General features: G+C 41.1%; 13 protein-coding genes and 1 pseudogene. 8 read left to right on the forward strand and 6 right to left on the reverse strand.

Going from position 1 to position 15350, the window contains the following annotated elements; genetic code table 11:
- Positions 1 to 76 precede the first annotated feature (76 nt).
- Together RMY27_RS11845 and RMY27_RS11850 are read right to left on the reverse strand one after the other, a co-directional pair.
- Positions 77 to 523, reverse strand: a pseudogene (locus RMY27_RS11845) (rhodanese-like domain-containing protein); the annotation flags it as partial.
- A gap of 960 nt (positions 524 to 1483) precedes the next feature.
- A complete protein-coding gene (locus RMY27_RS11850) occupies positions 1484 to 1660 on the reverse strand; it encodes a hypothetical protein (RefSeq protein WP_322663357.1) in 177 nt (58 codons plus the stop codon).
- 1 nt (position 1661) lies between these two features.
- On the opposite strand from RMY27_RS11850, the gene RMY27_RS11855 reads away from it, so the two are divergent.
- On the forward strand, positions 1662 to 2381 hold the full coding sequence (locus RMY27_RS11855; RefSeq protein WP_322663359.1) for a response regulator transcription factor: 720 nt from the start codon (positions 1662 to 1664) through the stop codon (positions 2379 to 2381).
- A gap of 113 nt (positions 2382 to 2494) precedes the next feature.
- On the opposite strand, the gene pdxA is transcribed toward RMY27_RS11855, so the two are convergent.
- Positions 2495 to 3589 (reverse strand): 4-hydroxythreonine-4-phosphate dehydrogenase PdxA, encoded by a 1095-nt coding sequence (gene pdxA, locus RMY27_RS11860; protein WP_322663362.1) that lies wholly within the window; start codon positions 3587 to 3589, stop codon positions 2495 to 2497.
- A gap of 200 nt (positions 3590 to 3789) precedes the next feature.
- Here pdxA and RMY27_RS11865 point away from each other — a divergent pair, with 200 nt between their 5' ends.
- From RMY27_RS11865 to RMY27_RS11890, 6 genes are all read left to right on the forward strand, one after another.
- A complete protein-coding gene (locus RMY27_RS11865) occupies positions 3790 to 3894 on the forward strand; it encodes a PetM family cytochrome b6-f complex subunit 7 (RefSeq protein WP_094344256.1) in 105 nt (34 codons plus the stop codon).
- A gap of 261 nt (positions 3895 to 4155) precedes the next feature.
- Positions 4156 to 5154, forward strand: a complete 999-nt coding sequence (locus tag RMY27_RS11870; protein WP_322663364.1) for an SDR family oxidoreductase — start codon at positions 4156 to 4158, stop codon at positions 5152 to 5154.
- 129 nt (positions 5155 to 5283) lie between these two features.
- Positions 5284 to 6201: an NAD(+) kinase gene (locus tag RMY27_RS11875; protein ID WP_322663367.1), complete on the forward strand. Its 918-nt coding sequence runs from the start codon at positions 5284 to 5286 to the stop codon at positions 6199 to 6201.
- Between the two features lie 324 nt (positions 6202 to 6525).
- Positions 6526 to 7212 carry a response regulator transcription factor NblR gene (gene nblR, locus RMY27_RS11880; protein WP_099103317.1) on the forward strand — a complete coding sequence of 229 codons (687 nt, stop codon included), beginning with the start codon at positions 6526 to 6528 and terminating at the stop codon, positions 7210 to 7212.
- 149 nt (positions 7213 to 7361) lie between these two features.
- The gene (locus tag RMY27_RS11885) at positions 7362 to 7868 is read left to right on the forward strand and encodes a DUF192 domain-containing protein (RefSeq protein WP_322663368.1); all 507 of its coding nucleotides are present in this window, start codon (positions 7362 to 7364) and stop codon (positions 7866 to 7868) included.
- 509 nt (positions 7869 to 8377) lie between these two features.
- Positions 8378 to 8605 (forward strand): DUF2949 domain-containing protein, encoded by a 228-nt coding sequence (locus tag RMY27_RS11890; protein WP_012410503.1) that lies wholly within the window; start codon positions 8378 to 8380, stop codon positions 8603 to 8605.
- Positions 8606 to 8915: 310 nt separating this feature from the next.
- Here the strand turns inward: RMY27_RS11890 and RMY27_RS11895 are convergent, their stop codons facing one another.
- The 3 genes from RMY27_RS11895 to leuS form a co-directional block, all read right to left on the reverse strand.
- On the reverse strand, positions 8916 to 10070 hold the full coding sequence (locus RMY27_RS11895) for an alanine--glyoxylate aminotransferase family protein (RefSeq protein WP_322663370.1): 1155 nt from the start codon (positions 10068 to 10070) through the stop codon (positions 8916 to 8918).
- A gap of 1281 nt (positions 10071 to 11351) precedes the next feature.
- Positions 11352 to 11750 (reverse strand): ankyrin repeat domain-containing protein, encoded by a 399-nt coding sequence (locus RMY27_RS11900; protein ID WP_322663372.1) that lies wholly within the window; start codon positions 11748 to 11750, stop codon positions 11352 to 11354.
- Between the two features lie 327 nt (positions 11751 to 12077).
- On the reverse strand, positions 12078 to 14696 hold the full coding sequence (gene leuS, locus RMY27_RS11905) for a leucine--tRNA ligase (RefSeq protein WP_322663373.1): 2619 nt from the start codon (positions 14694 to 14696) through the stop codon (positions 12078 to 12080).
- A gap of 191 nt (positions 14697 to 14887) precedes the next feature.
- On the opposite strand from leuS, the gene RMY27_RS11910 reads away from it, so the two are divergent.
- Positions 14888 to 15343, forward strand: a complete 456-nt coding sequence (locus RMY27_RS11910; protein WP_322663375.1) for a gamma-glutamylcyclotransferase family protein — start codon at positions 14888 to 14890, stop codon at positions 15341 to 15343.
- The last annotated feature ends 7 nt before the right edge of the window (positions 15344 to 15350 follow it).

Genomic DNA, 15350 nt, shown 5'->3' on the forward strand with positions numbered 1-15350 from the left:
TACTGGCTCCTTCTTGAATGCCTTCCTTAAGGTTACTTGCTCCCTGTTTAATGGATTCCGTGGCGCTAGTACCGCCCTTTTGCAGATTTTCTTGGTGGTTTTTTAGCCGATCTACAACATTGTAGTCATCTGCGCCTGGGGGAGTTTTTGATTCAATAATTCCTTCTGTTGGGCCACCGATCGCCTTCCATGCGGCAAGACCACCTTTGAGTTGGGAGACATGCTCAAATCCATTAGAACGCAGTTGTTGTGCGGCTTGGGCAGTTTCTTGATCGTTGGCGCCGTAAATGTAAATATCACGGCTCTTATCCAAAGAAGGTACTGCACGCGCTACCAATTCATCTGCTGGCATTGGCATTGCTCCCATAATGTGACCTTCGTTGAAGGTCTGGCGATCGCGCACATCGAGGATTGTAAAAGCTGGCTCACCCCATTCCAGACGACTCTTGAGGGTATGAGCATCAGTTTGTGATTCTATTGGTGGTTGTGGGGGAATGATGCCGCCTACTAAATTATTAACCATAATTTTCCCTTACTCACGATACTAATAGCAATTTAGCGAATTGAAGATATTTAATTGCTCTTTCTCTGGTATGAATATTCTCAAACTATCTCCTATGGTAGATGGAGCTATCCGAAAATTTATACCAATTAATCAATTGTAAATAACGCCATTTGAGACTATGAACAGACAACTTTTTTAATGAATATAATTGAATATATTTAATTTTTGGTTTCTGGTATTTCAGTAATTTAAACATTTTTAATTTTACTAAATTACTCATAAAGTGAAAAAAATATTAGTTTAAAATTAAAAGTATTTAGCTATGAATATAGTAATTGATACCTTTTCAATATCAGCGATCGCTAATAATAATATCTCCTCAATTTCCTGCTAAACTTGTAGATTTATATACAGCAGATTAGAAGTTTGTGAGGTACACAAGCTAAATCTGTTACCCAAATATAAAGGGTGTTTTACTCCTGAATTCTGCTGTCAGCAGTACTATTTAAACAAGCTCCCAGCAATTTATTGACATCATAGTATATTGCTAAAGCAATTCTTTTTGCTGTTGCTTTTGTCTGTTAAAACTGGTTTCGACGCCCTATATACCTTCTAGCGATGCTTTCAGTCCTGGGCTTGTCATAGCTCAGGTTGAAACTTGTAGTATAGTATATGCTTAAGAGAGCAACTACATGTAAATGCACTAGGGTAGATTTTCGTAGACCTTCTTCAAAAGATCATACTTATTGGTTATAGTACAGTCGAGTAAGTAGGAGTTGAAAATCTAGATTGGCTGATAAGTTAGTTTGTGAGCCTTTATATAGACCTAATGAATCAGGGAGTGCTTATTCTTTTAAACTTGTAGCAATTGCCGTCGCTTCTGGATGTGTCTTTTGACTGTTTGCGATTACGGAGATGGTTTTTAATTACACTTATTCCAAATGTAAAAATTTAGAATTATACAATACAAATTCAAAATTATGCAAAAATAATGCCATAATTATAAATTTTATCGGCATGATGATGGCTGAGGTTGCGATCGGCTTCATGGAAAATCAAATGTACACAAGTACTACAGTAGCGATGGTACTCAACAAAAACACGTAAAGTTAAGCTGGCACAACAGCAAATCGCCCAATTTACAACAGACAGCATTATGGTTATGGTTACTGCTACTACTCCCAAAATTCTAATCGTTGATGACGACTTCGGTGTCCGAAATCTCGTCTATCGTTTTTTAAGCCGAAAATATCAAATAGAGTCGGCAGCAGATGGTAGGACTGCCTTATCGTTGTTTGAGCAATTCAACCCAGCTTTAGTAATTCTAGATTGGAATTTGCCGGATGTTACTGGTTATAACCTTTGCCAAGAAATGCAAAGTCGTACTAATGTTTTAGTGCTAATACTGACTAGTAGGACTGACGAGGCTGATAAAATTAAAATCTTAAGCGCAGGTGCTGATGATTTCATGACTAAACCATTTAGTCTTGCAGAAGTTGAAGTTAGAGTAGAAGCTCTTTTGAGGCGGATACGCTACATCAATCCCTCCCCAACACAACGTATCGTTTTTAAGCAGCTAGTAATTAATCCAGAGGCCCGCGAGGTAACACTTAACGATAAAACTCTTGCCTTAACAGCACTAGAATTTAATATCTTACATTTTTTGGCAAGTCATCCTAATCAGGCTTGGAGTCGTCCACAGCTAATCCAAAAAATCTGGGGTTGCGATTACGTAGGAGATGGCCGCGTGGTTGATGTGCATATTGGTCAGCTTCGCAAAAAGATGGAAGTCGACCCCAGTATACCGGAGTTTATTAAAACTGTGCGAGGCTATGGTTACAAGTTTGAAGCGCCCGACGAGAACACTAATTTTTAAAACTACTACAGAGGTGCAAACAACCTGAGATAAAAAAGAAATACTTAACTGAACCATGTTGGGAACTGATTTGGCCTTGCCTTGACGATTTTAAGCAAAGCTGTACTTAAAAACTATTCATTATTTTTTTTAGCCAATCTTTGACTAACTAACTCAGCCGCTAAATGTATTGCTGCTTTCATACTCGTAGCATCAGCAATTCCTTTACCCGCAATATCAAACGCTGTTCCGTGGTCGGGTGAAGTGCGAACGAAAGGAAGACCTATAGAAGTATTAACTGCCCGATCAAATGCCATCAGCTTCACAGGAATTAAGCCTTGGTCGTGGTAAAGTGCCAAGTAGCCATCAGCGGGATTTTGTACTAAAGAATTTCCATACCAAGCTTGACCAGGTTTAACCCACATTGTATCTGGCGGTATCGGCCCATCTAACTGCAATTGTGGTCGGTTTTGTCGCTCTTGCTCTAACCAGGGAATTAACCAATCTTGTTCTTCATGTCCAAGTTGTCCCTGTTCGCCACTATGGGGATTCAACCCGGCGATCGCAATTCTCCCTCTATATATACCAAAATCTTTTTCTAAACACTCCACCAGCAAGTCCAGTTTTTGTGTCAACAACTGCGGTGTCAACACATCGGCTACTTGACGCAGGGGAATATGTGTGGTTGCAAGTAAAGCGCGGAGTGTCCAATTAGTATGAGGCGATCGCGCTACAAATAACATCCCAAAACGGTCAACACCTGATTTTTGTGCCAAAAGTTCCGTTTGCCCTGGATAATTATATCCTGCGGCTTTCCAAGCAGATTTAGCGATCGGCCCCGTGACAATACCATCAAATTTACCAGCCAGTGTTTGAGCGATCGCATATTCCATATACGCAAAACTAGCCGCACCACTGGCTGCATTACCTATTCCTGAAATAATTTGATCTTTAATTTTTCCATCCAACTGTACATCGCTGACTAACAACTCATCTGGATTTGCCAAAGCTACTAAATTCTCAGTTAAATTCAGTTTGTAATAAATCTCTGCCAGCAAATCTCCGTTACCCACTACTGTAACGTCATATTTTTTACGAATTTCTGGATCGGCTAAAGCTTTCAAAATCACCTCCGGCCCAATCCCCGCCGGATCTCCCAGCGTCAGCGCCAAACGCGGACGATTCTCTTTCACAAAATTTATTAAACCATCTTGATTATTTTGATACATAAAAACTCTTCATAATTATTATTATCAAAATTTTCCAATTTACCCATCTCTCCTTAATACTAGGGATTGCCCCCTAAGCAAGTAGGGATTACCTGCTAAACTAGTTTAAAATTGTTTACACAGGTCTAATCCTAGCAAGTGTTGAAAAGCTTCTGCTAGACCTAGTTTACACACCAATTTGCATAAGGAGAATCACACTAATGGGCGGCGAAATTTTGAATGCAGCTCTATTGTCTTTCGGTTTAATCTTCGTAGGCTGGGGCTTGGGCGCGTTGTTACTGAAAATTCAAGGCACAGAAGAATGATTGAGTGCTGAGTGCTGTTAGCGGTAGCGGGGCGTTTAGCCCGTGCTGAGTGCTGAGTTAGGAGTTATTATTCTCCCATTCCCTACTCCCTGTTCCCTTTTCATCAACATGAGAAAAAAGCTTGTCCGTTAATCGGACAGCTATTTTCCCATGAGTCTATCCAAATAAATTGATTTTCTGAGAAAAGATGTAAACTTTTGTTTGCATAGGTTATTCTGATAACATTCTTTTCATAAAACATTAAAATTTATTACAACCCTCATGACATTATTAATCGTCGGTGCCACTGGCACCTTAGGAAGACAAGTGGCTCGTCGTGCTATCGATGAGGGATATAAAGTACGCTGTCTTGTCCGCAGCAGTAAAAAAGCAGCTTTTCTCAAAGAATGGGGTGCAGAAGTCGTCCCCGGAAATTTGCGTTACCCCGACACTTTAGCGGAAGCTTTAGTTGGTGTAACCCAAGTTATTGATGCCTCAACCTCTCGCCCTACAGATTCACTAAGTATCAAACAAGTGGACTGGGAAGGCAAAGTAGCATTGATTCAAGCAGCAAAAGCCGCGGGTGTCGAGCGTTTTATCTTCTTTTCAATTTTAGATGCTGATAAATACCCAGAAGTGCCGCTAATGGAAATTAAGCGGTGTACAGAACTATTCTTGGCTGAGTCAGGGTTGAACTATACCATCTTGCGGCTAGCTGGGTTTATGCAAGGTTTAATTGGTCAGTATGGGATTCCCATTCTGGAAGGACAGCCAGTTTGGGTAACAGGTAATTCTTCTCCCATCGCCTATATGGACACTCAGGACATTGCTAAGTTTGCAATCCGAGCATTGAGTGTACCAGAAACGGAAAACCAAGCTTTTCCTGTAGTCGGTACTCGTGCATGGAGTGCAGAAGAAATTATCAACCTGTGCGAACGCTTATCTGGAAAAGATGCCAGAGTAACGCGGATGCCAATAAACTTACTGCGTGCTGTACGGGGCATAATGCGATTCTTTCAGTGGGGATGGAACGTAGCAGACAGGCTAGCCTTTACAGAAGTATTGGCTAGTGGTAAACAGTTAAATGCTTCAATGGATGAAGTATACACAGTGTTTGGTTTAGATCCACAACAAACCACAACCCTAGAAAGTTATCTCCAAGAGTACTTCAGCCGAATAATGAAGAAACTCAAAGAAGTAGACTACCAGAAAAATAAAAATAAAAAGCAAAAACCTAAAAAAACTCCTTTTAAACAGTCTTCAAAAGCTAATAGTCAATAGTCATTACGAAACAGACATTAGTCGTAAAACCCTAGACTTTGGATCTTTGACTCTAGATTAATGACTACATGACCAAAATGTGTAACGATTACATAATACAGAGCATCGCCTAAACTTGGATATTTGAGTGTGCCGAAAGCAGGCATTATCTACAATGACGTTAAACCGATAGCGGGCCGTGTCGCTATTGAGTTGAAAGACAAGCTAACCGCAGCCGGTTGGAATGTATGTATCACATCGAGTATCGGTGGGATATTGGGCTACCCTAACCCGGAGAGTCCTGTGTGCCACACTCCCATTGACGGTCTGACACCCCCTGGTTTTGATTCAGATATGGAGTTTGCAGTGGTATTAGGGGGAGACGGCACTGTTCTGGCAGCGTCTCGTCAAGTAGCCCCTTGTGGTATTCCACTGCTAACAGTGAATACTGGCCACATGGGATTTTTGACGGAAACTTTCCTGAATCAATTGCCCCAAGCACTAGAACAGGCAATGGCAGGTGAGTATGAAATTGAAGAACGAGCAATGCTCAATGTCAAAGTGTTTCGGGATGATTCAGTGCTATGGGAAGCCCTATGCTTGAATGAAATGGTTCTACACCGGGAACCTTTGACCTCTATGTGCCATTTTGAAATTGCCATAGGGCGTCATGCACCAGTAGATATTGCCGCAGATGGTGTGATTGTTTCCACGCCTACTGGTTCTACAGCTTACTCATTGAGTGCTGGTGGTCCAGTGGTAACTCCTGGTGTACCTGTTTTACAGCTAGTACCCATTTGTCCCCATTCCTTAGCTTCTAGAGCATTAGTATTTCCAGATACTGAATCGGTCAATATCTACCCAGTCAATATTCCTCGGCTGGTAATGGTAGTAGATGGTAATGGAGGGTGCTATATCTTACCAGAAGATCGAGTATATATGGAGCGATCGCAATATAGTGCCCGATTTATTCGCCTGCAACCGCCTGAGTTTTTCCGAATTTTGCGAGAAAAGTTAGGTTGGGGTTTACCACATATCGCTAAACCAACTTCGGTAGAATTGCCGTAGGGATTGGGCAGGAGGCAGGAAGCAGAAGGCAGAAGGCAGAAGTTTTTGAATTTGAATTGATTTCTCCCTCATCTTCCCACTCCCTACTCCCCAACTTACTGATTTCCTTCCAGAATTACTGGTATGGAGATGGAATTTGGAGTTAGTTATTAAGATTGCATCCGAGAATTCGATAGCTGACACCTGAACGTGCTAAAACATCCTTAGCAGCGCGTCAAATCAGAATTGCTACATCACTAAAAACTCGTAATTGCACTTTATAACTGATGTAAAGATTTTCTCTAGAATATCTTTACAATCCCAAATCCAATATCCCAAATTGTTATGACAGTTGCTCAAAGTCCTTGTGTTTTGGTGATTGAAACCGATGAGAGCCTTGCAAATCAGCTTTCTTGCGATTTGCAAGAAGCTGGTTATGAATCAATTTTGGCTCATGATGCAACGAGTGGTTTACAACACTGTCGCGATCGCCAACCTGCTTTAATTGTTTTAGACCGGATGCTAGCAGGAGAATCAGGACTCTCATTGTGCAAAAATATGAGAAGCACTGGTATGCGATCGCCTGTATTGATTTTAATGGCAAGGGATACAGTTGACGATCGTGTAGCTTGTCTAGAAGCTGGAGCGGATGATTACATCCTCAAACCTTACCGCTCAGAAGACTTTTTGAAGTTGATTCGCCTCTACTTAAAACCCGATGTGGATACCACAGAGCAATTACGCTTTGGGGATTTAATTTTAGACATAGCAACTCGCCGTGCCATACACAACGGGCGACCAATTGACTTGACAATGAAGGAATTTGAACTATTAAAATTCTTAATGGAACATCCCCGTGAAGTGTTAACCCGCGAACAAATCCTCGAAAATGTTTGGGGTTACGACTTTTTGGGTGAGTCAAATGTAATTGAAGTGTACATCCGTTACTTGCGGTTAAAAATCGAAGATGAAGGTCAAAAGCGCCTGATTCAAACAGTGCGAGGCGTAGGGTACGTTTTAAGAGAATCCTAGTATACTGTAGCGGTTTGCTTATTTCCTTACCTCGTTCCCAGTTTCAGATTGGGAATGCTTTCTTTGGGTGCTGCTGCCTACCACTCAAAGGGTTTTTCGGGCTATAACACTGTAAAATTGAAGTCTAAATTACAAAATCGAAAAGCTATATGACTCGTCGGCTAAGTTTGCTCTCGATAGTGCTGAGTATTTTTCTGATGGGTTGTTCTGTGCCAACAACAGCTAAATCTCCTAGCCCCACCTCTGCCTCTGAAGCTCCAGCACCAGAGAGTTTAGGTCAAAAACTACCAATTTCTGCTAAAGCTATTGTGCCTAATGGTACAACAATTCAATTAGAGGTAGCGCAGACGCCACAACAGCAAGCGATGGGGTTGATGTATCGACCAGCTTTGCCAGATGACCGGGGGATGCTGTTTGGATTCTCTTCAGCACGGCCAGTCAGTTTCTGGATGAAGAATGTACCTGTACCCTTGGACATGGTATTTCTACATAAAGGCGTAGTTAAATATATTCAGGTTGCTGCACCTCCTTGTGCAAGTGAGCCTTGTCCTACTTATGGCCCCAATACACCAATTGATAAGGTGATTGAACTTCGTTCTGGAAGAGCTGCCGAATTGAAGTTGAAAGTGGGCGATATTCTCAAAATTGAGTTTTGAAACTCTAGTGACTTTGCGGGGATAAAAACTTGGGTAATTACTCGGTTGAGAGCCTATACGGTCAAAATATATGTTTTTTTTGTAAAAAATGTCACTGTATGTGGTCAAACAGCATTTGTAACGCTACTATTTAAAAACTGTGGTAATAATGTAAAATTCTACTGTCTCAAACCTGAAATCGCAGTATTCAGGTTTAGTCTCAAAAATATTCCCTTGGGCGTAAGTGTAAATAGTCGCCAATAAGAGAGTATAGGCTATGGAATCTTTATTACTACCTGTGTAATTAAATAAAACACAAAAGTAAATAAGATGAAGCCAATTTAATTAAGTAAAAATACTGCTTAATAAGCTAGCAGATGATTTGTATGAGAATTTTATTTCTCAGACCATCTATAGGAAGCCTCTCTTAAAGGCAGATTAACAAAAACTGTGCTGGGTGTATGGCCGATAACGGCACAGTGACAGATTAAATACTGGCTACTGTCTACCGAGTAATGGTGAACTGATATATGACAATACATTCTGCACAAGGAGGTGAGATACAAATGTCACCATCAAAATATTCTCGACTGATTCATTTTTTGCAAGAAGATTTGGCAATTTCCACAGCATCACTAGCAGTGGCGCTTCGGCATCGGGAACAAGACCCAGGCCCTTTGGCAATGATTCTTTGGCAATATGGGTTGATTACTCTAGAGCAATTAGAACAAATTTATGATTGGCTGGAGACGGCGTAGATTATACCAATTTTGGATTGTAGTTTTTAGACTTTGGCTTAAAAGTTTCTACCAAATGCATATTAGCAGAATCTCAAACAATACTATCTATGCCAATTTGGTATGATACTAAGTTGCCAAAGTTAGTCTTGTTTGGTGTCAAAGATACAGTGCGACTTTCTTCAAAGCAAATAATACTATCTAGGGCAACTTGGTGTCATTTAGGAGAATTGAAGTATGTCACATCAACTCTACCTTATGCAAAGGTTTCTACTCTATATACAAATTAAAAGAGCGAGTTGATAATTTAACTCGCTCTTTTGATTATTACTCAGGACTGACTAAACACTTTAACTGCTGCTGCTATACCAGAACCAGGGGTGAAGTCTTCGTAGCCAAGTTCTGTAAGGGTAACTTCTAAGGATGCTATACAGCTAAGGATATCGCGATCGCTCACAAAACCCAAGTGACCAATACGGAAAATTTTGTTGCTTAAATGGTCTTGACCACCAGCTAGGGCAATATCAAAGCGTTTTTTCATTAATGACCGAATCTTATCCGGTTCAATCCCCTGTGGTGCGACAGCCGTAATCGCCGGACTAGCAGAACTATCTGCTGCAAACAGGGGTAAATTTAACCCTTTAATGGCGGCGCGGGTAGCATTCTTCAGGCGTTCGTGTCGAGCAAAGATTGATTCCAAGCCTTCCTCCTTCATGATTCGCAACGTGGTGTGTAACGCTACGATCAAGTTCACAGGCGGAGTAAATGGAGTTGTATTTTTGGCTGTGGCTTTGCGATATTTGCCTAAATCCAAATAATATTTTGGTAGCTTCGCAGTTTTGTAAGCTTCCCAAGCTTTGGCACTGACAGAAACAAAACCCAATCCCGGCGGAATCATATAACCTTTTTGGGAACCAGAGGCGACGATATCCAAGCCCCAAGCATCCACGGGTAGATTGAATGCACCCAAGCTAGTAACGGCATCAACGATAATTAAAGCTTCACCGTGTTCTTTAACGTGGCGGTTGATGGTTTCTAAGTCATTCAACACACCCGTCGAGGTTTCACTGTGGGTAATAATTACAGCTTTGATTTGCTTTTGGGTATCTGCTTGAAGTTTTTCGGCAAATACTGCGGGGTCTAAGGGTTTTCCCCATTCCACCTTAACTTCTTCTACATTCAAACCGTATGCTTGACCGACTTCTACCCAGCGTTCGCCAAATTTACCATTAGAACCAACTAAAATGCGATCGCCTGGAGAAAGAAAATTAATTATTCCCGCTTCTACAGCACCCGTACCACTGACATTCAGCGTCAGCACATCACTTTGAGTTTGGTGCAGCCACTTGAGGTTTTCTGTCACCTCTGCCAATATGTTGCTAAATTCACTAGTACGATGCCCAATCGGATGCTTGGCTAATGCCAGTAAGGCAGCTTCTGGCACCGGTGTAGGGCCTGGAATCATCAGCATCAGCTTATCGTTCATGTTTCTATCCTAAAAGTCAAATAAAAGTCAAAATTGTGGGAAGTCGGTTAAGTCTGATAGCAAATCCTAGATATTCATCTACAAATTCCACTCAGATTGTCACCAGCATTGTTGTATATTTTCCAAATTTATAGGAAAAGTATTGTGGGAGTTAACGATCGGTCAGCTTGACCTTTGCAATTTATACCAGACTCCAACTCAGATAAAACCTCTGTTCCAGGCAATCTTACCACACACCTAGACGCCAGGTTAAGGTGTCTGCTCGTAGGCCAACGGCTATTTTAGCCAAGGATGAAACATCTATCTAGATGAGGCATAGGTATGATAAATTCTTAAAATTTACCCATAATCCACCTCAGTTGTTTTCATAGAAAAACGCGAAATCGTTTTGAACATCGCGGTAATTGTCGGTGAAAAAGTTGTGTTTTGCTTCTATGAAAGAAGTAACTCCCTACACTATACAGAAGACTTGGATGTTACCGTTTGCTAAGAGATAAAAGATACCCAACCCAAACTTTTCAATCTATTTGGGTCAAAGATTTGTTCTTGGGTTGCCATTCTCTAAACAATACCTTCGTTTATGATTTATTTGAGTCAAAATCGCTTTGATACCAATATCCAAGCCTTTTCTGGTTATTTGATAGCGACTAATTTGATGCAGAAGTTGAGATATCTATGCTACTAATTGCTGCACTTTTTGATACTGCACTTAGTAGTAAGCAATATCGACGGCGGGTAGTAATAAACTATAAGTTTTTATACTATACTTACAAAATTGCTACAATCGTGCTTAGTCTCCTTAGTTACTATTCACGGTGAGTCGTTTTTAACTAGTGTTCAGTTCATAAAGTGTCACTCACTAGATCCCCCGTATTCTGACAAAAGAGATATTCTTAGTTAGTGCAAGGAGTGATACCATTTCACCACATGTTTGTCACAAGTTATCCTCGTAATACTCCCTCCTTAGGGAGTGTTGCAGATTTCAAATGTTGCATCAAACGAGTGAGTTGGTATAAGCTTTTACGGAAAAGCGCTTGAGTGAGCAAAACTCTCAAGCGCTTTTTTGTGTATAAATAAAACAGTCCAACTCTCTGGACAATCGGATAGATGTTTTTAAATACACATATACTAGAGAAGTCAACTACTGCTAAAAGAGTTGTTGCAAGATATACTTTATGGTTTTAATATCTGTGCCGCATTGCACTTGCAAGAAATATTCAGACAAATGTTGGCGCATCATAAATGCTTTATCCACATTTTCATGTCAGTGAATTCATCATGCTAATTCCTCCGATTTAGGGTTCGCTGTGCTATTGCTTGCAGTTCTGCCGAAGTTAGTGGAGCCAAGTAATCAAAAATCTTTTTATTCCGACCAAATTCATTACTATGAGAAAAAGCATTCTTACAAGCATAGGCAGATAAATTTAAAGGGAAATCATTTGGATCTGAGCCTCTGATATTGACATCTGCACCAGCCTTAACTAGCAATTTAACCATGTCTAGAGATTCTTCAAAAACTGCATACATTAAAGGAGTCCAATAAAGTTCGCTACTGTCTCTTGCATTGATATCTTCTTGAACAAGAATAAGAGCTTGAACTTCTTCCAAGTCATGAAAGCGAATTGCTCGAATCAGCGCTTCGGTAAAATCTCCATCAGGTATGATGTAGTCTTCATACATGATCTTTTTCCTCGTGGTAGTTTTTAGAACTACATTTCATTAATTCGTAGCGAATTCTCTACGCCCCTACACTGCGGGAAAGCGAAGCGCGCCTGCGTTTAAATTTCAACCCTCAATTAATTCGCCACGATTTTATGCAAAGCTGTACTTAGCGCTCTTTCATCACTCTTGGAGAACACAATCGCTGCAAGGCTTATGAGACTTCACTTTCCAGGTTTTGGCTACATTTTTGAATTTATATTAGAAAATAAAGCCTCAAACCTTGATTTAGTAATAGTTTCAGTTTTCTTGCTTCGATTATTGTTTTCTGAGAGTGATGGAAGAGCGTTAGCTAATTACAAAATTCACCAACTTTCCAGGCACGACAATTACCTTTTTAATCTCTTTACCTTCGATGTAACGCTGGGCAATTTCTGATTCACGAGCATATTTCTCCAACGCTGCTTTATCTGCTTGTGCTGGTACTTGAATCGAGCCGCGAGTTTTACCCATAACTTGAATCACTAAAGTGATTTCATCAGCTACTAAAGCAGCCGGGTCAAATGATGGCCAAGTTTGAGTATGGACTGAATCATTTTCACCCAATAAATGCCACAATTCATCAGCAATATGTGGTGCAAATGGTGCTAATAAAACCACCAAAGTCCGAATACCTTCTGCGTAAATTGGTGAACTTTTGCCGTCAGCATCAGTTAAGGCATTACTCAACTTCATCAATTCTGAAATAGCTGTGTTGAATTGATATTCGTCTTCAACGTCTTCTGTCACCGCTTGAATCGCCGTGTGAATCGCCCGCCGCAATTCCTTTTCTGCCTTAGTTAAATCAGATTGAGGTTTTTTACGTGATACTCCAGCAGCAATATAATCTGTCACCAAACGCCAAACCCGATTTAAAAAGCGGAATTGTCCTTCCACATCGGCTTCATCCCATTCCAAATCTTTTTCTGGCGGCGCTTTGAACAAGATGAACATCCGCGCTGTATCTACACCGTATTTGGAAATTACATCTTCTGGCGCTACACCGTTGCCCTTTGATTTAGACATGGTGGCGTAGAGACGTTGCAGTGGTTCGCCTGTTTGGGGGTCACGGGGGTCAGCAGAATTTACCAGATTAGAAGGAATCCATTTATCTTTGCCGCCTTTGTTGGGATTTAGGTAAGTTAAACCCTGTACCATCCCTTGAGTTAACAGGTGTTGGAAGGGTTCATCAAAGTTTAACAAGCCTCTGTCCCGCAGAACCTTAGTAAAGAAGCGCGAATACAACAAATGTAAAATCGCGTGTTCAATTCCACCTACATACTGATCAACTGGCATCCAGTCGTTAATTTTACTGGAATCAAAAACCTGTTGTTCATTCTTAGCGTCAGGGAAGCGTAAGAAATACCACGAGGAATCAATAAAAACGTCCATCGTGTCAGCTTCTCGTTTGGCTGGTGTGCCACAAGTTGGACAAGGTACATTTACCCAGCTTTCTAACTGAGTCAAAGGTGAACCACCACGTCCAGTAAACTCCACCTCTTCCGGCAACTGTACTGGCAAATCTTTGTCAGGAACTGGCACTATCCCACAGTTGGGACAGTGAATTACAGGTATTGGTGCGCCCCAGTAACGTTGTCGTGAAATCAACCAATCCCGCAAGCGATATTGCACCCGTACTTTACCAAAACCTTGTTGTTCGGCGTATTCAATTATTGCTTGTTTAGCATCTGTGGAATTCATGCCAGTAAAAGACCCAGAATTAATTAAAATTCCTGGTTCAGTATATGCCTGGTTATATTCAATTTGGATGAGTTGTGTGACTTCATCAACCTCTGATGTAGGAGTTAAGTCAAAACCTGCAACATCATCTGGGGAAACAATGACAAAATCAATCGGCAAATCGTAATTTTTAGCAAACTTAAAATCCCGGACATCGTGTGCTGGTACACCCATCACTGCCCCAGTACCATACTCATACAGTACATAGTCAGCAATCCAAATCGGTACTTCTTCCCCTGTAAATGGGTTAATTGCCTTACCACCTGTGGGGATACCCCGTTTAGGTTTATCTTCAGAGGTACGTTCCAACTCACTTTGATTAGAAACCTCTTTAATAAAGGCTTCTACAACTGCATGTTGTTCTTTTGCGGTGACGCGCTTTGTTAAGGGATGTTCTGGTGCTAATACTAAGTAGCTGACACCATAAACTGTATCTGGGCGCGTGGTATACACAGCGATTTTTTCATCTATCCCAACAATGGGAAATTCTAAATAAGCGCCTGTAGATTTACCAATCCAGTTTGCCTGCATCAATTTGACCCGCTCAGGCCAACCTGTCAACTTATCCAAGTCATTGAGTAATTCTTCGGCATAGTCGGTAATCTTAAAAAACCACTGCCGCAACAATTTGCGCTCAACTATTGCCCCACTGCGCCAAGAACGTCCTTCATTATCAACTTGTTCATTTGCCAATACAGTTTGGTCAATGGGATCCCAGTTTACGGCTGCTTCTTTTTGGTAAGCTAACCCTGCTTGCAAAAACTGCAAGAAAATCCATTGCGTCCACTTGTAATAATCTGGCGAACAGGTAGCAAGTTCACATTCCCAGTCGATGGATAAACCAAGACGTTGCAATTGCTGCCGCATTTGGGCAATATTTTGATAAGTCCACTTTGCTGGCGGTACACCACGGTCAATGGCAGCATTTTCTGCTGGCAAGCCAAAGGCATCCCATCCCATTGGATGTATTACCCGATACCCTTGCATTCGCTTGAGGCGGGCAATCACGTCGGTAATCGTATAATTACGGACATGACCCATGTGTAGGCTGCCCGATGGATAAGGGAACATGGAAAGAGCGTAAAACTTTGGCTTGTTGCTAGCTGTAGGTGTCTTATCTAAGCCAAGTTCTACCCATGTTTTTTGCCATTTTTCCTCAATTGCTGCTGGGTTATATCGGGAATCCACCAAAAATTCTCCTACTGGGTCTACGTCTACCTACTATGTCAACCTACCTATGTCAACATAGCAGGTTAATCTAAATATTGTAGGTCAACTACTCACAGATTTATATATATCAGTGCGGTTGAGGAGCAGTCTTATTATGCTCAAGCTGCGACTCTTTTGTATATCACAAAAGTTATTTAATGAAGATTTAAATGGTTGAACCAAATATAAAACTTTCTGATTTGGTGCGAGTTTTTGTCTACGGCACGCTCAAACCAGGTGAAGCTAACTATAAAAGATACTGTGCTAGCAAAGTCGTTGATGTCAAAATAGCTTTTGTACAAGGCAAATTATTTGCCCTGCCAATGGGCTACCCAGCTATGACGCTAGGGAATAACCAAGTTTACGGATATTTACTCTCTTTTTCCAACCCTAAGATTTTAAATGAGCTAGATGTGCTGGAAGATTACCAGCCAAATAGAAAAACACCAGAAAACCTCTATAATCGACAAATTATCGAGGTTTATGAGCCACAGTCGCTCTCTTATAGTTGGGCTTGGGTTTATTTAATGACTTTAGAGCAAGTCGGGCAATTAGGAGGCTTCCTCCAACCTAGCGGCTGGTGGAGCGGCTGTGGTTTAACCCCAAACTACAGTTATCAACTGTAAACTGTAA

Origin of the sequence: Nostoc sp. DedQUE09 (assembly GCF_034530915.1) — a bacterium.
Taxonomy (GTDB): domain Bacteria; phylum Cyanobacteriota; class Cyanobacteriia; order Cyanobacteriales; family Nostocaceae; genus Nostoc.